Raw genomic sequence first — 26700 nt, 5'->3', positions numbered from 1 at the left:
GTTGTATATAAAGGTTTAATACCTGTAGTTGGCCGAATACTTACCGTTTAATGGTCTGGAGCTTTATTGCTTACAAACTAACTACAGAATAATCTCATAAGGTATATCTTCCTTAACAGGTCGCTTTCTACCTACTGTACCTGCTTGTATTGACTTCATAAAAGCGTGGATATTCTTGACATCTTTAAATCCATTCTCCTTATACTTCTTATAAATCATACATTCTCTGGATAATGGTTTGTTATTGCCTTCGTTGAAGTCTATCATGTGGTCGAACATGGCAATTAGTTTCTTTACTTGCTTATCTTTAGGCTGGTCTATTATTAAGCCTTTGACCTTTAGAATCAGACAGTCACCAATTTCATCCAATAAATCCAAATCCTTTAACTGCTCTATGTACCTACCAATAGTATTATGTCCCATGTGAATAAGCTCCTTCAATTTCCTTATGGATGATAATTTGATAACATAACTATGCGGCTCTGTTACACTGAATAGCTTTAATATGAATCCTCTTAGCTTCAAATCTAAAGTATTGTAAGTATCGTAGAACTCTCTGCCAATTCTTCTATAATTGCCTGGCTCTACTTGGTTGAATCTGTACATAGTCCAATGCCTGTCCTTCCGTTTGGAATCTATATCACGTATAATAACCTCGCCTGTAGCCCTTAATTTGTCATTGAAAGATAATGTACCTTTACTCTTCTTGTAATTGTCCGGTTTATCCCCAACAAATCCTGCAAGCTGTTCTAATGTAGTATTGGTTTCCAAAGAATCTTTATCTGCTGTTAATAGCAAGGTATAAGTCCTGTACACATCTGAACAGTTTAGATTCTGAATCAGATTATTACTCATTACTGTGTACTCCTTGAATGGAAGTTTCGTGTCTTTCATAAGGCAAACGCTCAATATGGTTAATCAAGATAATCTGATTGGTCTTTAACAAGAATCTCATCTTAGTGGAACTTAGTCTGTTCACTTTCCTTAGTTCGCTTAGTTTCTCATATAAATTATTATTATAATGCCACATATATTATTGATTTATATATCCTACTTATCCCACCTACTGAAAGTTCGTCAGAACTTTACAGTATGGCTGTATGGAGTGTAGTATCTAGGAGTGTAGACAGGGGGTGAATAAGCACGCTCCAAAAGGGGATTAAGCACACCGCTAAAGGGGGAAATAAGCACACCTTTATAATCTGGTAATATCAATACTTCAGCACATAACTTTGCTGTATTAGTAAGCACATTAGTAGATAGTGCTACTAATTAGATGATTAGTTGACAATGGTGTACTCTGTTTAATAGTTGAAAGTAGGTCTAGGACTTAAAACTGTTTCTGCTCCGGCTTATGATATGGCAGATAGATTGTGTAAGTCTTGCCTTGAACCATTTTGCGCTTTTTGATGTATCGGTCAGTAGCCCAAAGCCCGATGTGAAGCCTTGTGTCCTTAATACCGTGCTCTAGTGCCATTTTACGAATGTCTGCGTAGGTCAGTTCTTTCATTTGAAGTAGATTTAGGTTTGTAGTGGTGAATCTGGGTGACGAGAAACTCGGTCATTTCTGACTTTCAATCACGTTGCAAAGGTATAAAGTCCCGACCGCATCACCAAACAACAAGTCGAAATTGTGGAATATTTGAGTTGAGGATGCGATAAAGCAAAAATTCTCCCCATAACCGTAGCTGTTCGGGGAGAATATGATGTTCAGGCTTACCAGAAGCCTTGATTTCCTAAAAAGCTCGTCAGCCCTTGTTTCTTTTATCCAATAAGGCTGTAGTGATTTCTTTTATATTGGTGAATCTTTCATTATCCAACAAGCCTATTTCCAAAGCCTTATTGATAAACTGCATAATTGCATCCTTACTGATACCAATCTTAACACACTTGATAATCATTTCTCTAAAACTGTCATGCAAGTCTGACTGCTTCCCAACAGATAACTGTTTCACATATTGTTTTGCCACATCAGAATCAGGAGTGGAAGATTGGGAGAATTTTTCTATCTCGCTTACAAGGGACGTGATTTCATTGTCATAGCTACACAGTTTCCCATTTTTCAAATGACCTACCTGTGATTGTAGTTCAACAGCCCTATTGATTTTAGATGCAAAAAATTGAGTGTCTAACAGAGTATCGAAGGTGATATTATTAGTTACGCTTGCAGTTGAAATTGGTTTCTTAACCGTTTCTTCTTCATTCATAGTAGTATCTACCATGTTGTTTGCCTCTTCAATCTTGAATAATGTACTACCTTTGATTTTCTTTAAAGAATTAATGAGCCTTGTCCCTTTGTCATTTACAGTTTCGTGCAAATAAACATCGTCTATCATTGTGGTATCTGTATGCGCAGTTGCTATTATAACATCTTCTTTTGATACACCCAAACGACACATCAAAGTGATAAAAGTATGTCTTGCAATATGAGTATGAATCATTTCAAATAGTTTCTTTTTCTTTTCAACTACATCTTCGCCAATCTGTTCAACATAAATAACATCGCTATCTAATCCAACTTTTTTACAGACCTGTTTTATAGTTCTATTTAGTTTAGCCTCATTTCTCCTAACTATCTTCTCATCTTCTATAAGTAAATCTATATGTTTGAAACCTGTTTGCTTATACCTCTCTAATATTTCTTTCACTACAGGAAAGAGATACAATGTAGCTTCTTCTCTAGTCTTCTGAACAGTAAATGAAATCACTTCATTTTCATCGTCCAACAGAGTTATAGCATATTCTCCTTTAAATATTTTAGGTAAATCTGAAATACGCTGTCCCAACAAACATTGACAAATAAATAAATCTCTGGCTTCTACTTCCCTAGGTTTTAAGTTTGTATAGTTATATATAGCGAGTAATTGCTTTTCTGTCAATGGAACTTGTTTACTTTTCTTCTGTTCTTTAGAACGTTCATCTCTGATAGCAACAAAAGAATTTATATTTATGTTAGCTTTTATCTCTTTGTCTCTATTAGCATGATTGATTAATGTTCTGATTCCTTTTATCTTGTTTAGATGCGTTGCTATACGACGAGGATTCAAATCTAATAAATATTGTTGATAATCAGTTAAAGTATCTCCATTAATAGCGGATAAGCGATTAGGAATACTTTTAACTTTCAAGAAAGCTTCAAAAGCACTAATATAACCTAGATATATTTTCTTACTACTATCTTCCTTCACATACTTATCCACCATTTTTCTAAATACCAGAGTTGCTGATAAATGCATTTCTTTCTCCATATAATTACGACATTTCAATTTAGGATTAATAGCTTGTCTCATTTCCTCAAAAAGAAAATCTATCCTTTCCAAGTTCTCACAAAGATAATTCTTCTTCTCTTCAAAGATAGCAAGAAGCGACCTTATTTTTTTATTGACTATCTCATTATTGCGATTATCCAGCCTTGTTTGCCCGTTGCTGATAGTGGCTATCTGCTTCCGCTTATTCCATTGCGTTGGATAAACCTTGGCGCCAATATTGACCTTGTATTGCCTCCCTCTAAAGGTAAACAGAGCGTAAATAATGGTTGGCATATTCTTCTTTGTCTGCCGCAAATTGAAATTTAAACTGAAATCTAAAAATACCTGTTCACTCATCTTTGTTATTACCAAGTGTTATTAAAATCGGTTATTACATTTGGTTATTAATGAGATATTTTAGAAGGTATGTCCGTATTGTAACCCCTTGCACAATATATTGAAACAAACTTTTGCTATGTCGTAAAAACAAGCTATCTTTGCACAGTTTTTACGAATTTATGAGTTGTGATTTATGATTTATTGGGGATTCTTCCCCTCTCTCATATCCCACAGCCCATAATTCATAATTCATAAATCATAATTCTTCATTATATGTTGACTGCAAAAGAGATCAGAGATTCATTCAAGAATTTCTTTGAGTCGAAAGGACACCACATCGTTCCCTCGGCTCCGATGGTGATTAAAGATGACCCTACCCTGATGTTTACGAACGCGGGTATGAACCAGTTTAAAGATATTATTTTGGGTAACCATCCGGCGAAATACCAAAGAGTCGCGGACTCGCAAAAATGTTTGCGTGTAAGCGGAAAGCATAATGACCTGGAAGAAGTAGGACACGATACGTACCACCACACCATGTTTGAAATGCTTGGTAACTGGTCGTTCGGCGATTACTTCAAGAAAGAAGCGATCAGCTGGGCGTGGGAATATCTGGTAGAAGTCTTGAAACTGAATCCGGAACATCTCTATGCAACCGTATTTGAAGGAAGTCCCGAAGAAGGATTGAGCCGTGACGACGAAGCTGCTTCTTATTGGGAACAGTTCTTGCCAAAGGATCACATCATCAACGGTAACAAACACGACAACTTCTGGGAAATGGGTGATACAGGACCTTGCGGACCTTGTTCCGAAATCCATATCGACCTCCGTCCTGCTGAAGAACGCGCCAAGATCTCCGGTCGCGACCTCGTGAACCACGATCATCCGCAGGTAATTGAAATCTGGAATCTCGTATTCATGCAATACAACCGCAAAGCAGATGGCAGCCTTGAGCCGCTTCCTGCAAAGGTTATTGACACCGGTATGGGATTCGAACGCCTTTGTATGGCTTTACAAGGAAAAACATCCAACTACGATACAGACGTATTCCAGCCAATGCTGAAAGCTATTGCAGCTATGTCGGGTACAGAATACGGAAAAGATAAGCAGCAGGACATCGCCATGCGTGTAATTGCCGACCATATCCGTACTATTGCATTCTCTATCACAGACGGTCAGTTGCCTTCTAACGCGAAAGCTGGTTATGTGATCCGCCGTATCCTTCGCCGTGCTGTTCGTTACGGATATACTTTCCTCGGACAGAAACAGGCATTTATGTATAAGTTGCTTCCTGTATTGATTGATAATATGGGAGAAGCTTATCCTGAGCTGGTTGCACAAAAGACACTGATTGAAAAAGTAATCAAGGAAGAAGAAGAATCATTCCTCCGCACTTTGGAAACTGGTATCCGTCTATTGGATAAGACAATGGAAGATACCAAAGCCAATGGAAAAACTGAAATCAGCGGTAAAGATGCCTTTACTTTATATGATACATTCGGTTTCCCGCTCGACTTGACAGAGCTGATTCTCCGTGAAAACGGAATGACTGTCAACATTGAAGAGTTCAATGAAGAAATGCAGCAACAGAAACAGCGTGCACGTAATGCCGCCGCCATCGAAACAGGTGACTGGATTGTACTGAAAGAAGGGACTACTGAATTCGTTGGTTACGATTACACTGAATACGAGGCTTCTATCCTTCGTTACCGTCAGATCAAACAAAAGAACCAGACATTGTATCAGATTGTACTCGACTATACTCCATTCTATGCAGAAAGTGGTGGTCAGGTCGGTGATACCGGTGTATTGGTAAGCGAGTTCGAAACGATTGAAGTGGTCGATACAAAGAAAGAGAATAATCTTCCGATACATATTACCAAAAAGTTACCCGATCATCCGGAAGCTCCGATGATGGCTTGTGTAGATACCGACAAACGTGCTGCCTGCGCAGCTAATCACTCGGCGACCCACTTGCTGGATGCTGCTTTACGTGAAGTATTGGGTGAACACATCGAACAGAAAGGTTCATTGGTTACACCGGATTCATTACGTTTCGACTTCTCTCACTTCCAGAAAGTGACCGATGAAGAAATCCGTAAAGTTGAACATATCGTCAATGCAAGAATCCGCGCTAATATCCCATTGAAAGAATATCGCAATATTCCTATCGAGGAAGCTAAGGAGTTGGGGGCTATCGCTCTTTTTGGTGAAAAGTATGGCGACAGAGTTCGTGTGATCCAGTTCGGCACTTCTATCGAGTTCTGCGGTGGTACACACGTAGCTGCAACCGGAAATATCGGTATGGTAAAAATCATCTCCGAAAGTTCTGTTGCTGCCGGCGTTCGCCGTATTGAAGCTTATACCGGAGCACGCGTGGAAGAAATGCTGGATACAATACAAGATACACTTAGCGACTTGAAGGCTCTCTTCAACAATGCTCCTGACTTGGGTATTGCAATCCGCAAATATCTGGATGAAAATGCAGGATTGAAGAAGCAGGTGGAAGACTTCATGAAAGAAAAAGAAGCAGCGCTGAAGGAAAGACTGTTGAAGAATATACAAGAAATTCACGGCATCAAAGTGGTTAAGTTCTGTGCTCCGCTACCGGCAGAAGTAGTGAAGAATATCGCTTTCCAACTTCGTGGTGAGATTACAGAAAACTTGTTCTTCGTTGCCGGAAATATAGATAACGGAAAACCGATGCTGACAGTCATGCTTAGCGACAATCTGGTTGCGAGTGGTCTGAAAGCTGGCAATTTAGTGAAAGAAGCTGCCAAACTAATTCAAGGCGGTGGCGGTGGTCAGCCTCACTTTGCAACCGCAGGAGGTAAAAACACTGACGGACTACCGGCAGCTGTTGAAAAAGTACTGGAGCTAGCAGGAATCTAAAAGTAAATGAAAAGGAGTCTAATAAAAAGATAATAGGCTCGTTTTACATAAAGATTTAAAATTAGGCGCAGATTACGCGAATTACACGGATTTTTTATTCTTAAAACCGTGTAATCTACGAAATCCGCGCCTAAATATTACACTAATCGAGGCACCGATAAGCACTGTCCGGCACCGAGGAATATCGACCGGATGTAGAAGTCTATTTGTCTCTCTTAAAAAATATTAAGCCTATAATTTAGGCTTGTCACAGTTTTTTTCTACCTTTGTGACCAGATTAATTATTTTTCTTATCCTTCAAATAAATAAAATAAGTAATCACTAATACCTAAAGAATGATGAGAACACCTGCTTATCTATGCCTGCTGTTAACCTGCATGCTCATTTCTTGTACCCCTACGCAAGAAAAACACGAAATAGATTACACATCTTATGTAAATCCATTTATCGGAACAGACTTCACTGGAAACACTTATCCTGGTGCCCAAGCTCCTTTCGGCATGGTGCAACTTAGCCCGGACAACGGACTCCCTGGATGGGACCGTATCTCCGGTTATTTCTATCCGGACAGTACGATTGCCGGTTTCAGCCACACACATCTTTCCGGCACTGGAGCGGGAGATTTGTATGACATCTCTTTCATGCCTGTCACTCTTCCCTACAAAGAAGCGGAAGCACCACTTGGCATCCATTCTAAATTCTCCCACAAGGATGAAAGTGCTCATGCCGGTTATTATCAAGTACGCCTGACTGATTATAATATCAACGTCGAACTGACTGCCACCGAGCGTTGTGGTATCCAACGTTATACGTTTCCGGAAGCCCAATCTACTATCTTCTTAAATCTGAAGAAAGCCATGAACTGGGATTTTACCAACGATTCTCATATCGAAGTCGTAGACTCCGTCACCATTCAAGGTTACCGTTTCTCCAACGGCTGGGCACGCGATCAACACATCTATTTCCGCACCCGATTCTCCAGGCCTTTTGAGAAAATGGAACTGGACACAACTGCCATCATCAAAGACAATAAACGTATCGGCACAGCTGTTATCGCCCGCTTCGATTTCAATACCCAAAAGGATGAACAGATATTGGTAAACACTGCCATTTCCGGTGTCAGTATGGAAGGAGCAGCCAAAAACCTACAAGCTGAAGTCCCCGAAAATGACTTCGACAAATACTTGGCGGAAACAAAAGCAAACTGGAATCGCCAGCTCGGAAAGATTGAAATAAAAGGTGATAATGAGAACGATAAAGTGAACTTCTACACCGCTCTCTATCACTCAATGATTGCTCCAACTATTTACAGTGATGTAGACGGAGCTTACTACGGCCCCGATAAGAAAGTACACCAGGCCAACGGCTGGGTTAATTATAGCACTTTCTCCCTATGGGATACATACCGTGCCGCCCACCCGCTCTTTACTTATACCGAACCCGAGCGTGTAAACGACATGGTGAAATCCTTCATCGCCTTCTACGAACAGAATGGCCGCCTACCGGTGTGGAACTTCTACGGAAGTGAAACAGACATGATGATCGGTTATCATGCTGTTCCTGTTATTGTAGACGCCTATCTGAAAGGAATCGGCGACTTCGACGCAAAGAAAGCCTTGGATGCTTGCATAGCAACGGCTAATCTGGATAATTATCGTGGCATTGGACTCTATAAAGAATTAGGATACATACCTTACAACGTAACAGACCACTACAACGCAGAAAACTGGTCGTTATCCAAAACACTGGAATACGCTTTCGATGACTATTGCATTGCCGAAATGGCGAAGAAGATGGGCAAACAAGACATTGCGGACGAATTTTACAAACGTTCTCAAAACTACAAGAATGTTTATAACCCCGCTACTTCTTTCATGCAGCCACGTGACGACAAAGGCATCTTCATCAAGGACTTCAAGGCCGATGACTATACACCACACATTTGCGAAAGCAACGGATGGCAATACTTTTGGTCTGTTCAGCATGACATTAACGGACTGATCGACCTTGTAGGAGGTAAAAACCGATTTGCCGAAAAACTGGACAGTATGTTCACCTATCATCCGGCAGCAGATGACGAACTTCCGATCTTCAGCACGGGCATGATAGGACAATATGCGCATGGCAATGAGCCAAGCCATCACGTTATTTATCTGTTCAATGCTATAGGACACGAAAATCGCACACAAGAATATGTGGCCAAAGTGATGAACGAGCTCTACAAGAACGAATCAGCCGGTCTTTGTGGCAACGAAGATTGCGGTCAGATGTCAGCATGGTATGTATTCAGTGCGATGGGATTCTACCCCGTCAATCCCGTCAGTGGAAAATATGAGATAGGTACTCCCCTATTCCCGGAAATGCAATTACATCTGGCAAATGGAAAGACTTTCACCGTATTGGCCCCCAAAGTAAACAAAGAAAATATCTATATCCAATCCATCAAAATAGATGGAAAACCGTATGACAAAACACATCTTACTCACGAGCAAATCATGAGTGGAGCGACTGTCGAATTCGAAATGAGTAACACCCCTAAAGCAATTGGAGTCATATTCGAAGATAAAAACCCATAAACGAAACATGAACTTAGTCCATCGAGAGAATGAATGAAAACTTTGATGTAACCTATAAAGCACTATTTCGCCGGTACTATCCCAGCCTGATTTTCTATGCAACCCGTTTGGTGGGAGAAGAAGAAGCAGAGGATGTAGTGCAGGACGTATTTGTAGAATTATGGAAGCGGAAAGACCACATAGAGATAGGCGACCAAATCCAGGCCTTTCTCTATCGTGCCGTTTACACCCGTGCCCTTAATGTCTTGAAACACCGCAGTGTGGAAGACGGTTATTGTGTTGCCATGGAAGAAATCAACCAAAGACGCGCAGAATTCTATCAACCGGACAACAACGAAGTGATTCGGAGGATCGAAGACAAGGAACTCCGCAAGGAAATTCATGATGCAATTAATGAGCTCCCTGACAAATGCAAAGAGGTTTTCAAACTTAGCTATCTGCATGATATGAAAAACAAGGAAATAGCCGATATTCTCGGAGTTTCACTCCGCACGGTGGAAGCCCATATGTATAAGGCTTTAAAATACTTGCGTGGCCGACTCGATCCTCTTTGGGCGATTCTTTTCTTATTTTTATGGCGATTATAATAAGTGTTTTTGCGTTTTGAATTGTATTACTAATATGAAGGAAAAGAAAATGAGTAATCTGAGTGAAGAAATAATAAACAGATATCTGACAGGACAGTGTTCTGAAGAAGAGCTTATCGAGGTCAATGCCTGGATGAAGGAATCGGAAGAAAACGCCCGCCAGCTCTTTCGTATGGAAGAAATTTATCATTTGGGTAAATTCGACCAGTACACTGATGAACAACGGATACTTCGTGCGGAAAAACAACTCTATAAAAAGCTGGACGAAGAGAAAGGTAAACAGAGCAAAATACTAAGCATGCATCGCTGGATGAAATATGCCGCAGTGATTGCTGTAATGTTGGTCATGGGTGGTGGAGTCGGATATTGGTTCTATCAAAGCGGAAACAATCAACAAATGATGGTCGCAGTAGCCAGCGAAGGCATTGTTAAGGAGGTAGTCTTACCGGATGGCAGCAAGGTTTGGCTGAACAATGCAGCAACCTTGAAATATCCACGTGAGTTCTCCGAAAAGGAACGCAATGTCTACCTGGAAGGAGAAGCTTATTTTGAGGTCACCAAAAACCGCCATAAGCCATTCACCGTTCAAAGTGATGCAATACGCGTACGCGTATTGGGAACTACGTTCAATTTAAAATCCGATAAACGTTGCCGAATAGCAGAGGCGACACTTATTGAAGGTGAGATTGAAGTAAAAGGCAATAAGGAAGAGGGGCAGATTATCCTCACTCCGGGACAACGTGCAGAACTGAACAAAAATAATGGACGATTGACCGTGAAACAAGTGGATGCCAAGTTGGATGCTGTTTGGCACGATAATCTGATTCCATTCCAAAAAGCAGATATCTTCACCATCACCAAAGCGCTGGAGCGTTTCTATGATGTGAAAATCATTCTGTCTCCTGACATTCAGACGGGTAAAACTTACTCCGGTGTACTGAAAAGGAAATCGAATATCGAGTCAGTGTTGAAATCATTGCAAAACTCTATACCTATTGATTATAAAATTGTCGGAAACAATATCTTCATTTCTCCCAAATAAGAAGTAAAAGATGAACCGGCTAAAACTTAAAAGCTATTAATACCATGAAATTAAAAACATTCCTAATAGTAGGATGTTTAGGAGGTTTATTCACACTTAGCTCCTGTACAGCCCCCACTAATGTAAAAGACTATAGTGCTTACGTCAACCCTTTCATCGGTACCGGTGGACATGGTCATACCTTCCCCGGAGCGGTAGTTCCCCACGGGATGATTCAGCCCAGTCCGGACACCCGGATCGATGGTTGGGATGCTTGTTCCGGTTATTATTATGCCGACTCTACCATCAATGGCTTCTCACACACCCACGTCAGCGGTACAGGTTGTTGCGACTATGGAGATGTCTTGCTCATGCCAACTGTGGGTAAACAACAATATCGTACAACCGATCCCCAAAGCCAACGCCTAGCATACGCTTCCTCTTTCTCACATAAGAATGAAATCGCAGAACCAGGATATTATTCTGTCTTTCTTGATACTTACCAGATGAAAGCTGAAATTTCATCCACCAAACGAGGAGCAATCCATCGCTATACTTTTCCCGAAAACGCCGAATCCGGATTTATCATCGACCTGGATTACAGCCTGCAACGACAGACTAACTCCGAGATGGAAATAGAAGTAATAAGCGATACGGAAATCTGTGGACACAAGAAAACAACTTATTGGGCTTTCGACCAATATATCAACTTCTACGCTAAATTTTCCAAGCCATTCTCTTATACGCTCGTTACGGATTCTATCACCATGGACAATGGCAAACGGCTTCCTGTCTGCAAAGCATTATTGCATTTCAACACCAGTAAAGACGAGCAGGTTCTTGTTAAAGTAGGTGTGTCCGCTGTCGATATTGCCGGTGCACGGAAGAACGTTGAATCAGAAATTCCCGGATGGGATTTCGAGAAAGTACGTAAAGACGCACGTACGGCATGGAATGAATATCTTTCCAAAATTGATATTACAACTTCCGATAAAGAAGATAAAGCCATCTTCTACACGGCCCTCTATCATACGGGAATCAGTCCAAATCTGTTCACTGATGCAGACGGACGTTATTTAGGAATGGATCTTGAAGTGCATCAAGGAGACACCCTTAATCCGATATACACTGTATTTTCTTTATGGGATACTTTCCGTGCGCTACATCCGCTAATGACTATCATTGATCCTGATCTGAATAATCACTTTATCAATTCGTTAATTAAGAAGCATCAGGAAGGTGGGATATACCCCATGTGGGACTTGGCTTCCAATTACACCGGCACTATGATTGGTTATCATGCTGTTCCGGTCATCGTGGATGCCTACATGAAAGGGTATCGCAATTTTGATGCCAAAGAGGCTTATAAAGCCTGCCTGCGTGCCGCCGAATATGACACTACCGGCATCAAATGTCCGGATTTGGTATTGCCTCATCTCATGCCTAAAGCAAAATATTATAAGAATGCCATCGGATATATCCCTTGTGACCGCGAAAACGAATCAGTGGCCAAAGCTCTGGAATATGCGTATGATGACTGGTGTATCTCTATCTTTGCAGAAGCAATGAGTGATTTTGAATCCAAAGCAAAGTATGAACGCTTTGCCAAGGCGTACGAATTTTATTTCGACAAATCAATCCGCTTCATGCGTGGACTGGACTCAAAAGGTGAATGGCGTACTCCATTCAATCCGCGTGCATCTACTCACCGCAGCGATGATTATTGTGAAGGAACAGCTTGGCAATGGACTTGGTTTGTGCCGCATGATGTAGAAGGATTAGTCAATCTGATGGGTGGAGAAGATGCTTTTGTCCAGAAACTCGATTCCTTATTCTCGGCCGATTCATCACTTGAAGGTGAGACAACCTCATCAGATATCAGCGGACTTATCGGGCAATATGCACATGGAAACGAACCAAGTCACCATGTGATCCATCTATATAACTACGTTAACCATCCTTGGAGAACTCAAGAGTTGGTGGATAGCGTTTACCGAAGTCAGTATACCAACAGTATAGACGGTCTTTCGGGTAATGAGGACTGCGGTCAGATGTCTGCCTGGTATATACTCAACTCTATGGGATTCTATCAGGTATGTCCCGGCAAGCCGGTATATTCCATCGGACGTCCTGCCTTCGACAAAGCAGTTATCAATCTGCCTGAAGGAAAGACTTTCAGTATTGTAGTAAAGAATAATGGGAAAAAGAATAAATACATTGAAAGTGTATTGCTGAACGGTAAAGCTCTAAACATTCCATTCTTTAACCATCAGGATATTGCGAATGGAGGAACGATGGAAATCAAGATGACCGATCATCCTACGAAATGGGGAGTCCTCTCTCCAGCTCTCTCCTCCAAAGAAGAGGAATGAGTTGGTACTAGCTGTTCAAATTGAATAAAAAAAACAAAACCTTGAAAAATAAATTGGCTCAATCGATTTCTGATTCGATTGAGCCATAAATAATAAATAAGACCATGAAAAAGTATCTCCTATTAGTATGCGCATTAAGTTGTATCGTCTTTGCAAAAGCCAAAGACTGGACGCAGTATGTCAATCCGCTTATGGGTTCTCAATCTAGTTTCGAGTTATCAACAGGTAATACTTATCCGGCCATTGCCCGTCCGTGGGGGATGAATTTCTGGACTCCACAAACAGGAAAGATGGGAGACGGATGGCAATACACTTATACGGCTAATAAGATTCGTGGATTTAAACAAACACATCAACCCAGTCCGTGGATTAATGATTACGGACAATTCTCTATTATGCCTGTAGTAGGCAAACCGGAATTCAATGAAGAGAAGCGTGCCAGTTGGTTTGCCCACAAAGGAGAAACTGCCACTCCTTATTATTATAAAGTATATCTTGCAGAGCATGATGTAGTGACAGAAATGGCTCCAACCGAGCGTGCAGTTCTTTTCCGTTTCACTTTTCCGGAAAACGATCATTCGTATGTTGTAGTGGACGCCTTTGATAAGGGATCGTATATTAAGGTTATTCCGGAAGAAAACAAGATTATCGGTTACACGACTCGCAACAGCGGTGGAGTTCCCGAAAACTTTAAAAATTACTTTATTATTGAATTCGACAAGCCTTTCACTTATAAAGCTACGGTAGCCAATGACAATCTGCAGGAAAATGTTACCGAACAGACAACGGATCATGCCGGAGCCATTATTGGTTTCCAAACACATAAAGGCGAACAAGTACATGCAAGGATTGCTTCTTCTTTCATCAGTTTTGAACAGGCAGCTTTGAATATGAAAGAGTTGGGCAAAGATAATATCGAACAGCTAGCCAAAAAAGGAAAAGAAGCGTGGAACCAAGTGTTAGGCAAGATAGAAGTAGAAGGAGGCAATCTCGATCAATATCGCACATTCTATTCTTGTTTATATCGTTCATTGCTCTTCCCACGCAAATTCTACGAACTGGATGCTGCCGGCCAACCGGTTCATTACAGTCCTTATAATGGGCAAGTATTACCGGGGTATATGTATACCGACACAGGCTTTTGGGATACTTTCCGTTGCCTATTCCCGTTATTGAACCTAATGTACCCGTCAGTCAACAAGGAAATGCAGGAAGGTCTGATCAATACATATAAAGAGAGCGGTTTCTTCCCGGAATGGGCAAGTCCGGGGCACAGAGGCTGTATGGTTGGTAACAACTCTGCTTCTGTCTTAGTGGATGCTTACATGAAAGGAGTGAAAGTGGACGATATAAAAACATTGTATGAAGGGCTGATTCACGGAACGGAGAATGTACATCCACAAGTATCATCAACAGGACGTCTGGGATATGAATATTACAATAAACTGGGTTACGTGCCTTATGATGTAAAAATCAATGAGAACGCCGCACGCACGTTGGAATATGCATACAATGACTGGTGTATCTACCAACTGGCAAAGGAACTTAAACGTCCGAAAAAAGAGATTAATCTTTTCGCAAAACGTGCCATGAACTACAAGAATCTTTTCGATAAGGAATTTAAGTTAATGCGTGGACGCAACGAAGATGGTACATTCCAATCTCCTTTCTCTCCGCTGAAATGGGGGGACGCCTTTACGGAAGGAAATAGCTGGCACTATACTTGGTCTGTATTCCACGATCCTCAAGGATTGATTGACTTGATGGGTGGAAAAGAGATGTTTATCACCATGATGGATTCTGTTTTTGCCGTACCTCCTATTTTTGATGATAGCTACTACGGCCAAGTGATTCATGAAATCCGTGAAATGACTGTGATGAATATGGGTAACTATGCACATGGCAATCAACCGATTCAGCACATGATTTATTTATATGACTATGCAGGACAACCTTGGAAAGCCCAATACTGGTTGCGTCAAGTAATGGATCGTATGTACTCTCCTACTCCGGACGGCTATTGTGGCGACGAGGACAACGGACAAACTTCTGCCTGGTATGTATTCTCGGCATTAGGTTTCTATCCTGTTTGTCCGGGAACGGATGAATATATTATAGGTGCTCCGTTATTCAAGAAAGCTACACTCCATTTTGAAAATGGCAATAGTTTGGTTATTGATGCTCCGAATAATAGTAAGAAAAAATTTTATGTCAATTCGATGAATGTCAATGGTGCTGATTACACTAAAAATTATCTCCGACACGAAAATTTGCTCAAGGGAGGTACGATCAATGTTGAAATGAGTAATCAACCTAATCAGAATAGAGGAACTAAAGAAGAAGATATGCCCTATTCTTTCTCTAAGCAACAATAATCCTTGCGGGATAATTTAGCCCTAATCTTGGTTTGAGTCTTTCTGTATTGCACCGAAATGAGCCAAATGAACATTTATTGAAACGCAGATTAACGCAGATTTTCGCAAAGAATAAAAAAGTTCTCAAACATGGCGCAGCCTTCTAATAATCTGCGAAAATCTGCGTTAATCTGCGTTTCAATACTTATTTGCTAAAATATCAATTGATTCAGCACCGTACGGAAATGAGTAAAATGATACAGGTTTGAATACATAGTGAGAAAAACATCTATCATAGTATCATTCATTTTAATAATCTTCTAATTATCAAAGGAATAAGTATGATAGATAACTTTTAGAAAATGCATCTATCATACTTTTATTGCAAAAAACGGGTATCTATCACACCCATACTATATCTATTTAGTGTAGCATTAGGTGAGAGTATCCATTTAAAGGCATAAGAATGCACACTTTATAGGATGATAACCTGTATTGACAACTTAATAATCTATTGGAAGCGGCTGTCTTTCTATAGTTCACATGTGCAGGCTGTACAGCCCACGTATGTAAACCGTGCAGCCCACACATGCGGACTGTACAGCACACATACGTGGGCTATAAACTTATCGCCATTACATTTACATTATTAAGCCACGATAATCAGATTTATATGGCTCCCTTGTGACAAAAACAAGCTATCTTACACCTATTATGACCCTTATATGGCTATTTTGCACAATGATAGATAACCTGTTTTTACTGGTAAAAGTATGATAGATGCATTTTCTAAAAGCTATCTATCATACTTATTCCTTTGATAATTAAAAGATTATTGAAATAAATGATACTATGATAGATATTTTATTTCACTATGTAGCATTTAATTCAAATATTTAGGAACATGAGCAAACGTTAGACTTAGAAAAGTTAGCGCCTGCCCGTTCTTTGAAAAAGCAATTAAAAAGAGGCTGACTCAAAAACAATCTTGAGACAGCCTCTCGAATACAAACTTTAACCTATATTCTTTTTAGACTCAATACTACTTAAAGACGTATATTTCATAAAGCTCACATCCCCAAGAAGCCAAAAGATCAAATTTCACATACCGTGCAGTTATAGATTCAATGAATTGATAGTAATCGGCATTCTCATCAGCAGTAGCTACTTTTCCTAGATAATTCCATGTGTTTCCATCAGAAGAAACTGATAATTGTACATTTTGAGGAGCATAATAATATATATAATCAAGACCTACTCCAGTGATTGTTTTTTCCTCTCCCATATCGAGTGTAAATGAAATATCTCCATCAGAACATATACCTTCATAGTTACCTTTGGTTTCACCATCAATAAGCGAACCGCCACCATCGTTTTGATAAAAATCACTACTATCTTCCACATCTACAGACCAACCCTGTTTGGCCCATTCTATCCAACCGGAAGGCCGTTTGTAAGATATGTGTTCAAATCCTCTTATATATTTATTTATATTCAAGGTGAAAGAACTTCTTTTCTCATCCTGCACGAAGACCGGATCTTCACATTCAAAAACAGCTGTGATATTTAATGTGTTTGACGAGTCGTCCGATGTACGCAACAAAAAGTCATTAGTAATCTCCCAAGTAATATCTCCTGATGTCTTTTCACCAGCAGGAATTATAATTTCTGCAGGAGTAATACTAATGTCTTTCAGGTATTCGTCATCCACTCCTTCCGTTGTAAGTTTCACCTTTACATCTTTCCGAGCAGGACGATCCAATTGTACACTGAATGTATATAGATTCCGCTCCGTGTCCTTAAATTCTCCGTTGAAATAAGTATGTTCGAATGTAGTTTTATTACCGACTTTTCCTTCCAAGAAACCTGTAGCTACATACGCCTCTTTCTTTATCAAAGCTTTTGCCTCCAAGGTAATAGATGGCATTTTATATCCTTGCACAGTAGCTCTCACTCCTAAATTACAGGTAGCTTCATCGTAATTAGATTGAAAAACATCCATATTTTTTATACCCAAAGTAACACTGGCATCCGTATAGCCTGCCGGAATTATCAATTTGGTATCACTTAACTCAACATCTTCTCCGATTGGCTCAAAAGTAACTATTGCGTCCTCGGGTGAAGCGTTAAAACGAAAGGTGAATATTACGGGTTTATCGAATTCTAATATACCCTCATTATTATAGGTGGCATTCACTGTTATTTCCGAGCCTTCTCCGTCTTCCGCCACAAGAGAAAAATTGTTATCCGGATAGGTAGCCAGACTTGGAGTTTCATCTTCGCCGCATCCAGAAAGGGCTGTCAGCGAACCGACTGCCAATAATAAGAAAAATCTATAAAGTGTTCTCATTTCTACAATTGTTTTTTAATTTATTGCAAATCATCGGGATATTGGTAAGGTGTGGCATCATTGTCTTTGTAGAACACGGTAGGTGCTTGTAACGGAGAACCATACAGAGTTCTCACATCAGACAGACGCCGGAATACATTGCCATAATTTTCCGGCTTCGGTGAAAAGCCCATAAACCATCCAGAACCTTGGTTTATCAGTCTTTGTCCCTGTAAATCGCCACCTGTACCTCTAACAAACTCCATGGATTGACCGGAACATTCTTTGGATGTCAGGTCCCCATACGGAACTTGAGAAGGATCTCTACCATAATCACCAACTACAATATCTATCCAGTTTTTAATAGTTACTCCATCAACAACGGTTGCCTTCGAACTATACATTCTTCTTAATGCATATACTGCTACGATTTTATCAGGCATTGCTTGTTTAGTTTCGTAGCATAAACGTGCCGCAGCCTCCTCACTAGGCTCTGTTAATGCTGGATTATTCGGATCATAAGCACCTTCATATTCGTCATCAAAACATACCCCGTCCAGATTATATGCTTTGCAATACTGAGCTAGTTCTCGTGCAAAGTCTTTGGCACCTTGTTTAGAAAGTTGCGCCACTCCTGTTATATCCCCGTTACTAAGTATTCCTAATACTATTTTAGTTCCACGTTTACGAAGTGGTTGCAAAAATTTCTCATTATTATCTAGCAAATATTGTATGTAAGCATTACATTTTAAATAAGGGCGTTGGGCTTGTGCGTCCCAGTTGATATTGGCAGCAAATGGAGATACTACATCCCACAGCAATTTTCCGTTTTCCAGTTGAAAAGAAAGAGCATTCAGTGGATTTGTACCATCAAAGAAGACAAATGACTTTACTACATCTTCCCCTTTGTAAGTGTTTCCCAACTTTCTCATATCTTTTATCAAATAGATACAATGACCAGCTTTCTCATCTTTTATGGTAATGTCGCTACTTACGTGGGTAAGAGCTATAGGTAAAGCATAGGTTTTATCTTCTTTCAAAGTGCCGTCCGTCTGAATGGTGATGTCAGTCTGAGCAGATTTTGTTTGTGCATCTACAATAAGCTTCCCGTCATTCTTAAAAGAAACCAAGTGCGCAGGATACAATTCAAAATCGGTTTCATGCTCTTTGTTATAAGTATCCAAATAGTCTGCATCAATAATTACTTGAGCAAAAGTACTGGTACTCGCCATTTTACTAAGACTCATTTTTACAGAAGTAGTATAAGTATCTTTGTATAGCTCCACTACGTTAGAGGACAAATTGGACTTTCCGTCACGCAAGTATCCATTGTTTTCATAAATGCCAGTATATGCTGACTCATCTATTGCTTTATTTATGACAAGATCATCATCACAAGAGGTAAGGCAAGTTATGCCGCCTGCAAATATGGCAACCATCAACCCTGTTATCAGATATTTTTGTTTCATAATAATATTCTTTTTAATTAAAAGGATTAATATATTTGAGGAAGTTCTACAGGAACCCATATCGGATCTTTACTCGCAGTGATATCATTTCCATTACCTGTACGATCTATAACAACCTTTCCAGACCCCTCATTAAATTTCCAGTAGGCTACAAGTCCTTCACTGGCAGGATTTACTTTATAAGGATTATCTGCAATTTGCTCTGCAGTTCTTTCTACGCTCCAAATACGAACCTCTGAAATTTCTCCCGGAAGCCAGCGGGTACCATCAAAAGAACGGCCTATATAGCAATTCTTAGTTAAATTAACCGTACTATTTGCTGACTGGTCTTTATACACCGCCACACCATTCTTGTAATAGATTCGGTTTTTATTGACAGTGTTATACACAACAGCTATGTGTACCCATTCGTCTACCGGAAGTCCAATACCTGGTGCGTGATTTGCTGGAGGAAAACTTCCACCTGGCACAAATGCCTGAAGTTGATCACGTAGACGGTCGCCATCACCGATACGTATAAGGAAATTACCTTCAATTCCAAAAACAGAACTTAGTGCATTATCACGTTTGGCCACCCAGTCATCACTTCGTACCAATGCTTCCACTGTAATAGTAATCATCTTGCTTACATCACTATTCCATTTTATCGGAAAATAGTTTTCTTTAATATTAGCTACAACATTAATAAGAGCAGCGCCTTTGATGATAAAATAAGTAGTACGGGCACTCTCAAGAAGTCCAATTCCAGATACATTTGTGATTGTAACAGGCAACACATAACGTCTTGAGTCGTCCAATTGATTCAAATTAACGAAATTCACTATGATATCATCTCCAGAAATTCCTCCGGGTTGAATCGTAACATTCTTCACAGGAATATCATAAAACTCTTCGGGAAGTACTGTAGCATTATCTCCATAACTTAGATTGTAGGTAGCCGCTAAAGATGGTTTGGCATCAAAGCTGACTTGGATTTCGTTGTCGACAGGAGCAGCAAGCCGATAAGTAATTTTACGACTGTCAAACAATACATCTTCTTTAATCAGTAAATCTTCTGTTACGGGTACCGAACTTATATAAAGCTTATTGTCATAATGATGTTCATCATTAATATCCGTATCCTTGCAGCTGCTTACCGTAAATGCAGTAAGTGCTATAAATGCTAATTGATAAATATGCAATTTCATATTGTATTTCTATTTATTAGGATTCATTATATGAATAGTTTCACGTACTGTTCCATAAGTATTATTGTAATAATCCTTTTGGATATTGATGATAAAAATACCAGTGCAGGTATAATCTGGTGATGCCTGTACAATCCATTGAGCTGTACCTTGTGCAGCCAATACTTTATTTCCATTTGCATCCCGTGTATCCCAATAACCAATTATCATATCCTTATCTTCCTGTTGAGGAAACTGTGTACAGGCAATAAAACGATCTTTTGGAACAAGATCCGCATTCGTTCCTGCTACGTCTATGCCTGCTTGAATAGCCATAAAAACATTTAATGTCAGATCCTCCATGTTTTTGGAAGAAGCGGTTTTCAGTATCAGATGATTGTATTTATCCAGCATATCCATGTTTTCTGGAGCCAAATACTGCACATAACCGTAAAAAACCAATGTTTTGTCGGTATGCTTAATCCGCCAATCCAACACTCTGCTGAAGAAGTTTTGCTGACGTGCCTTGTATTGTTGTAACACATCTTCTTGCATACCCACCATTGAAAGTCCTGTATAGTCAATTAGGATACCATCATATCCATAATTGTCACATAGAACCAGCATAGCATCCGTACGTTCATTCAGATACCTTTGTGCATCTTCTTCCGTCAATTCGGAATTATCTTTTGCCTTATTGTTCCATTCTTGTTCTAAACTCTCATAATTAATGCAGGAAAGCGTGCGGATATTCTTCTCGCGTATTTTTACCATTTCGGCTTGTGTTTCAGACGAGAGCTTTTCTGGATTATTCAAACAGATAAAATCCACACTGTCCAGTATAGCGGTGAGACGTTCGGTTTGATTGATTGGATTAGTTTCCGGATTGTCAAAAGAGACAAAGACTAACTTATGTTCTCCATCCTTGTAGCGTTTCAGATCTCTGATATAGTCAGCATACAGTTGCGGGTTTTGCTCTTCAAATGTAGGGTAATGGATGTTAATGCTTTCTGGGTCTGTCCAGCCTTCGCATGAGGAATACATCATCCCCCACACCATCAATATTGCTGTAAACAAACTGTTTTTTACTATTCTTTTCATATATATTATCACTTAAAGATTTTAATCACATTATTTTCATCCAAGTTCTCTAAGTACTTGGTAAATTCTAAATATAGGTTATTCAAGGAGATATCAGATATTTCTTACTTTTTTCGAAAAAAAGAGAAAATGGACTAAGTGTTTATTATATTAGCATTGTTTTATTAACAAAGGAAGGGAAAGTCGACACTCTTCTTTTTGAGTTTAATAAAATGTATAACCATTAAATTAAATGTATGGAAAGCAAACATTCGCTTCGAAAGTCGAAGTTATTTCGAGCTTTATTGATTCTTTTGTTGATAGCAGTTCCTGTACAATGGGCTGCGGCACAGTTGACCTTATCAACTCCCCGTACAACTTTAGGAACTGTAATTAAACAAATTCAATCACAATCAAAGTACCAATTTTTCTACAATGACAAGCTATCAACTGTCACAGTTGAACCTTTAAAAGTAAAAGATGCTTCTTTAGAGCAAGTTTTAAACACACTTTTGAAAAATAAAGATATCTCTTATAAAATAGAAGAGAATATAATTTATTTATCAGAAAAAGAAAATTCCGATTCACTACAACAACAAAGCGGGAAAGAACGTACTATAACCGGACAAGTTGTAGATGCTAAAGGAGAACCATTGATTGGTGTTAGCATTTTAGTGAAAGGAACAACAGACGGAGCTATTACCGATTTGGATGGTAACTACAAAATTGTGACAAAAAGCAATAACCCAGTTATTGTTTATTCTTATATCGGATATAAGACACAAGAAATCCCTTTGAAAGGACAGACAGCCATTAATATTACGATGATGGATGATACCCAAGTGATTGACGAGGTAGTTGTTACAGCTTTGGGTATTAAGCGTTCAGAGAAAGCTTTGAGTTATAATGTCACACAGGTCGATGCAGAATCAGCTTTAGCTGTAAAAGATGCGAACTTTATTAATTCACTGAACGGAAAGGTTGCGGGTTTAAATATCAACTCTTCTTCTTCTGGTATTGGTGGTGCAAGTAAAGTTGTTATGCGTGGCTCCAGGGGTATCGAACAATCGTCTAATGCTCTTTATGTTATCGACGGTATTCCAATGTATAACCTGAGCGCTTCTGGTGGTTCTGAAGAGATGCAATCGCAAGGCTCTACAGAAGCTATAGCTGATATAAACCCAGATGACATTGAATCAATGTCAGTTTTGTCTGGTGCTGCTGCTGCCGCATTGTATGGTAGCAATGCATCTAATGGTGCTATTGTGATTACAACCAAAAAAGGAAAAGTGGGTCGTGTAGCCTTGACCGTATCTAGTAATACAGAAATGTTATCTCCATTCGTCATGCCACAGTTTCAGAATCGCTATGGAACTTCTGGAACAGATGCTAGTTGGGGTAAAAGATTGAATGAAGCTAATTACCGCGGATACGATCCTGCAAGTGATTATTTTCAGACTGGGCTTATTGGAACAGAATCTGTAACACTTTCTACTGGTACTGAACACAATCAGACATATCTTTCTGCCGCAGCCGTTAATTCGCGTGGCATTATTCCAAATAACAAATACGACCGCTATAACTTTACATTCCGGAACACCACTCTTTTTCTAGAAGATAAGATGAAACTGGATGTTGGTGCTCAATATATTATGCAGAAAGACCGTAATATGGTGAATCAAGGTATTTATGCAAACCCATTGTCTTCTGCTTACCTGTTTCCGCGTGGAAATGACTGGGAAGATTACAAAATGTACGAACGTTATGATTTAGAGCGTAATATGTATACGCAATATTGGCCTCAAGGAGGGGGATCGTTCCGTTTACAAAATCCTTACTGGATTAATTATCGTAACTTGCGTGAAAATGACAAAGATCGTTATATGTTGAGTGCAGCTTTAAGTTACGATATTCTAAGTTGGTTGAACGTAGCTGGACGTGTACGTCTAGATAATTCATACAACACATATACACAAAAATACTATGCCTCTACCATCGCAACTATTGCTGAAGGTGAAAATGGTTTTTATGGTGTAACAAACACTCGTGACAAGCAAACATATGCAGACTTATTGTTGAATATAAATAAAACATTTGGCGAGGATTGGAGTTTAACAGCTAATATCGGAGCATCTTATTCAGACAATCGTTCTGAAGCTCTTGCCGTTAGTGGACCAATTGCAGCGAATGGACTTCCTAACTTTTTCACAGTTGCTCAATTGGATAAAGAAACTGGGAAACGTGAAGAAACTGGTTATCGTGAACAAACACAATCTATATTTGCATCTGCAGAAGTTGGTTATAGAAGTACTTACTACTTGACTCTTACCGGACGTAATGATTGGCCAAGTCAATTAGCGGGACCGAACTCAAAACAGTCTTCTTTTTTCTACCCGTCAGTAGGAGGCTCTGTTGTTTTGTCTGAACTTTTCAAATTACCTGAAAGTATTTCATACTTAAAACTACGTGCTTCTTGGGCATCCGTAGGTCTACCATTTGGACGCTTCCTTGCTTATCCAACTTTTTCATGGAATACTTCAACAGGAGCATACTCTTCTCAGTCTGCATATCCATTGTATGATTTGAAACCGGAACGTACAGATTCTTGGGAAGTAGGTCTTACTGCACGTTTCCTTAAACATTTCAATTTTGATGTTTCATTCTATAATACCAAGACTTACAATCAAACCATGGATGCAAAGCTTTCTCCAACAGGAGGCTATAGTACATTCTATGCACAGACTGGTAACGTACGTAACCGTGGTGTAGAACTTTCACTTGGTTACAAGAATACATGGAACAAGTTTTCATGGAGTTCTAACTACACATTCAGTGCCAATAAAAACAAGATTTTAAGCCTGATTGATGGTTACATAAACCCTGTAACCGGTGAAGAAATAACAAAAGACCGTATGGATGTAGGTGGTTTATCAAAGGCACGGTTCATTCTAAAAGTAGGTGGATCTTTAGGTGATCTCTACTCACAGTCTGACTTGCTTCGAGATTCAAATAATAAGATTTATGTAAATGCCGATGGAAATGTAGCAGTGAATGACAAAGCTGATGATATTTATTTAGGATCTGTTTTTCCAAAAGCTAATATGGCATGGCGCAATGACTTTCAATATGGTAACTGGGGACTTGGCTTCCTTCTTACTGCCCGTTTGGGAGGAGTCGTTTACTCTGCGACTCAAGCCGTTCTTGACTCCTATGGTGTATCCGAAGCTACAGCAGCAGCTCGTGATAATGGTGGAGTCGTGATAAACGGCAACGATATGATTGACGCGCAAAAGTGGTATACAGTGGTTGGTGCCGACAGCGGTATTCCTCAATATTACACTTATAGTGCTACCAATTTACGTCTGCAAGAAGCTTCTGTCAGCTACACTATCCCAAGAAAGAAATTGAAAAATATTATGGATATCACTCTTTCGCTGGTAGGTCGTAACTTGTGGATGATTTATTGCAAGGCTCCTTTCGATCCTGAATCTGTAGCCACTACAGGTAACTATTACCAGGGAATTGATTACTTTATGATGCCTAGCCTTCGTAGCGTAGGATTCAATTTGAAACTTAAATTCTAAAAACGGAAAAGATGAAGAAAAATACAATAATACAGTTTATAGCCACTGGTATGTTTCTTTTCGGTGCAACTGCATGTACAGGAAACTTTGAAGATTACAATAAAAATCCTCATGAACCAGACCAAAATGACATGGGAGTAGATTGGTATTTGGTAAGATCATTAGCTCTTAATTTACAAGATTTGATGATGCCAGAACAAGAGAACTTTTCTCAATATGTAGACTGTTTGATGGCAGGAGCATTTTCGGGATATGTAGCAGACTCCAATTTGGGTACAGGTTGGTCTGGTCGTTACGCAACTTATAATCCTTCAGACGATTGGAAAAAAATTCCATTCAATGATTTTTATTCAAAGTTTTATCCTGATTACTTCAATTTGAAAAATCAAAGCGATGATGAACTTTTCTTATCGTTGGCCGAGTTATATCGTATCGTCGTAATGTTACGTGTAACAGATACATATGGTCCCATCCCTTATTCAAAAGTAGGTGCAGCTAATGCGATCAAATCCCCTTATGATTCTCAGCAAGCTGTCTATGCCAAAATGCTAGAAGATTTGGATAATATTATTACAGTATTAGGAAAGTTTGGCAACCAAAGCTTCAGCTCAAGTGCTGATAGAATTTATAATGGCAATACATCAGCATGGTATAAGTTTGCCAACTCTTTGAAGCTAAGAATGGCGATGCGTACTTGCTATGTAGCAGGATTTAACGTGAATGGAAAAACATCACAGCAATTGGCTGAAGAAGCTGTAGCAGCAGGTGTTATGACTGCTGCAACTGATGGCGCTTATCGTAAAGTTGCCGATCATAATCCATGGCAACGTTTTATGGTACTATGGTCAGATGCACGAATTTCAGCGGATTTAACCTGCTACATGAATGCATACAACGATCCTCGTCGCGAAGCATATTATGATAAAAGTACTTTTGGCACCGTGTCGGGAAATGCATATACTGGAGAAGAAAGTTATGTAGGTTTACGTCGGGGTATTCTGCAAGGACAATATAACTCCTGGTCACAAGGCTCTTCTTGTATGAAAGTCACTACGAGTGATAATATAGTTGTGTTCCGTGCATCAGAAGTCGCTTTCTTGCGTGCTGAAGGAGCTCTTCGTAACTGGAACATGGGAGGAACAGCTAAAGACTTCTATGAGGAAGGAATCCGTTTGTCGTTTGAAGAAAACGGAATTACCAGTGGAGTCGAAAATTATCTTGCAAGTACGGGAAAAGTAGAAGCATATAAAGATCCACTGAAAGGACAAAGTGCCCAAACTTATGATTACTCTGGAGCTATTAATACAAATGTAACTGTGGCATGGTCTGGAGGTGATTTTGAAAAAAGCTTAGAACAGATTATTACTCAAAAATGGATTGCAAACTTTCCAAATGGTATGGAATCATGGACTGAGTACCGTCGTACAGGCTATCCTAAATTAATGCCAATGGCAGCAAATGCAAGTGGAGGAATTGTTAATGATGCGGAAGGTGCACGACGCATGCCATATCCAACTGATGAATATCGTGAAAATAGAGAAAGCGTAGAAGCAGCAGTTGCGACATTGACACAAGAGTCCAAGACTAAAAGAGGAGATACGATGGCAACTCACGTATGGTGGGACTGTAAATAAATCAACCAATGAGTAACAAAAAATAAAAATATATACCAAGTACTTAGAG

Annotated in this window: 15 protein-coding genes; 8 read left to right on the top strand and 7 right to left on the bottom strand. The window is 39.6% G+C overall.

Annotation, left to right across the window (positions count from 1 at the left end; genetic code table 11):
* Positions 1-81: 81 nt before the first annotated feature.
* The 3 genes from DXA54_RS25205 to DXA54_RS25190 all read right to left on the bottom strand — a co-directional run bounded on the left by DXA54_RS25205 (position 82) and on the right by DXA54_RS25190 (position 3605).
* Positions 82-894 carry a hypothetical protein gene (locus tag DXA54_RS25205; RefSeq protein WP_008650591.1) on the bottom strand — a complete coding sequence of 271 codons (813 nt, stop codon included), beginning with the start codon at positions 892-894 and terminating at the stop codon, positions 82-84.
* A 436-nt stretch (positions 895-1330) separates the two neighbouring features.
* Positions 1331-1510, bottom strand: a complete 180-nt coding sequence (locus tag DXA54_RS25195) for a hypothetical protein (protein WP_008650590.1) — start codon at positions 1508-1510, stop codon at positions 1331-1333.
* A 238-nt stretch (positions 1511-1748) separates the two neighbouring features.
* Positions 1749-3605 (bottom strand): tyrosine-type recombinase/integrase, encoded by a 1857-nt coding sequence (locus tag DXA54_RS25190; RefSeq protein WP_032852877.1) that lies wholly within the window; start codon positions 3603-3605, stop codon positions 1749-1751.
* A 255-nt stretch (positions 3606-3860) separates the two neighbouring features.
* On the opposite strand from DXA54_RS25190, the gene alaS reads away from it, so the two are divergent.
* The 6 genes from alaS to DXA54_RS25160 all read left to right on the top strand — a co-directional run bounded on the left by alaS (position 3861) and on the right by DXA54_RS25160 (position 15410).
* Positions 3861-6479: an alanine--tRNA ligase gene (alaS, locus tag DXA54_RS25185; RefSeq protein ID WP_008650588.1), complete on the top strand. Its 2619-nt coding sequence runs from the start codon at positions 3861-3863 to the stop codon at positions 6477-6479.
* 338 nt (positions 6480-6817) lie between these two features.
* Positions 6818-9055, top strand: a complete 2238-nt coding sequence (locus tag DXA54_RS25180) for a GH92 family glycosyl hydrolase (RefSeq protein ID WP_120080943.1) — start codon at positions 6818-6820, stop codon at positions 9053-9055.
* Between the two features lie 29 nt (positions 9056-9084).
* The gene (locus DXA54_RS25175; protein ID WP_004301378.1) at positions 9085-9642 is read left to right on the top strand and encodes an RNA polymerase sigma-70 factor; all 558 of its coding nucleotides are present in this window, start codon (positions 9085-9087) and stop codon (positions 9640-9642) included.
* A 34-nt stretch (positions 9643-9676) separates the two neighbouring features.
* Positions 9677-10684 (top strand): FecR family protein, encoded by a 1008-nt coding sequence (locus DXA54_RS25170; protein WP_032849654.1) that lies wholly within the window; start codon positions 9677-9679, stop codon positions 10682-10684.
* Between the two features lie 44 nt (positions 10685-10728).
* Entirely contained in the window at positions 10729-13035 is a 2307-nt protein-coding gene (locus tag DXA54_RS25165; protein ID WP_120080941.1) for a GH92 family glycosyl hydrolase, read from the top strand.
* 104 nt (positions 13036-13139) lie between these two features.
* Positions 13140-15410 (top strand): GH92 family glycosyl hydrolase, encoded by a 2271-nt coding sequence (locus DXA54_RS25160; protein ID WP_008650583.1) that lies wholly within the window; start codon positions 13140-13142, stop codon positions 15408-15410.
* A 1021-nt stretch (positions 15411-16431) separates the two neighbouring features.
* Here the strand turns inward: DXA54_RS25160 and DXA54_RS25155 are convergent.
* Genes DXA54_RS25155 through DXA54_RS25140 form a run of 4 tightly spaced genes read right to left on the bottom strand, consistent with a single transcriptional unit; the run spans position 16432 to position 21454 of the window.
* On the bottom strand, positions 16432-17739 hold the full coding sequence (locus DXA54_RS25155; RefSeq protein WP_008650581.1) for a DUF4989 domain-containing protein: 1308 nt from the start codon (positions 17737-17739) through the stop codon (positions 16432-16434).
* A 20-nt stretch (positions 17740-17759) separates the two neighbouring features.
* Positions 17760-19187 carry a BT_3987 domain-containing protein gene (locus tag DXA54_RS25150; protein WP_004310998.1) on the bottom strand — a complete coding sequence of 476 codons (1428 nt, stop codon included), beginning with the start codon at positions 19185-19187 and terminating at the stop codon, positions 17760-17762.
* A 26-nt stretch (positions 19188-19213) separates the two neighbouring features.
* Positions 19214-20374 (bottom strand): DUF1735 and LamG domain-containing protein, encoded by a 1161-nt coding sequence (locus tag DXA54_RS25145; RefSeq protein WP_120080939.1) that lies wholly within the window; start codon positions 20372-20374, stop codon positions 19214-19216.
* Between the two features lie 9 nt (positions 20375-20383).
* The gene (locus tag DXA54_RS25140) at positions 20384-21454 is read right to left on the bottom strand and encodes a glycoside hydrolase family 18 (RefSeq protein WP_004301371.1); all 1071 of its coding nucleotides are present in this window, start codon (positions 21452-21454) and stop codon (positions 20384-20386) included.
* Between the two features lie 236 nt (positions 21455-21690).
* Here DXA54_RS25140 and DXA54_RS25135 point away from each other — a divergent pair, with 236 nt between their 5' ends.
* The gene (locus DXA54_RS25135) at positions 21691-25017 is read left to right on the top strand and encodes a TonB-dependent receptor (RefSeq protein ID WP_004301370.1); all 3327 of its coding nucleotides are present in this window, start codon (positions 21691-21693) and stop codon (positions 25015-25017) included.
* A gap of 11 nt (positions 25018-25028) precedes the next feature.
* Positions 25029-26651 (top strand): SusD/RagB family nutrient-binding outer membrane lipoprotein, encoded by a 1623-nt coding sequence (locus DXA54_RS25130; protein WP_004301369.1) that lies wholly within the window; start codon positions 25029-25031, stop codon positions 26649-26651.
* The last annotated feature ends 49 nt before the right edge of the window (positions 26652-26700 follow it).

Origin of the sequence: Bacteroides sp. OF03-11BH, assembly GCF_003604005.1 — a bacterium.
Classification (GTDB): Bacteria; Bacteroidota; Bacteroidia; order Bacteroidales; family Bacteroidaceae; genus Bacteroides; species Bacteroides ovatus.
Note: the sequence above shows the minus strand (reverse complement) of the source record. Positions and strands in the feature narration are given on the sequence as shown.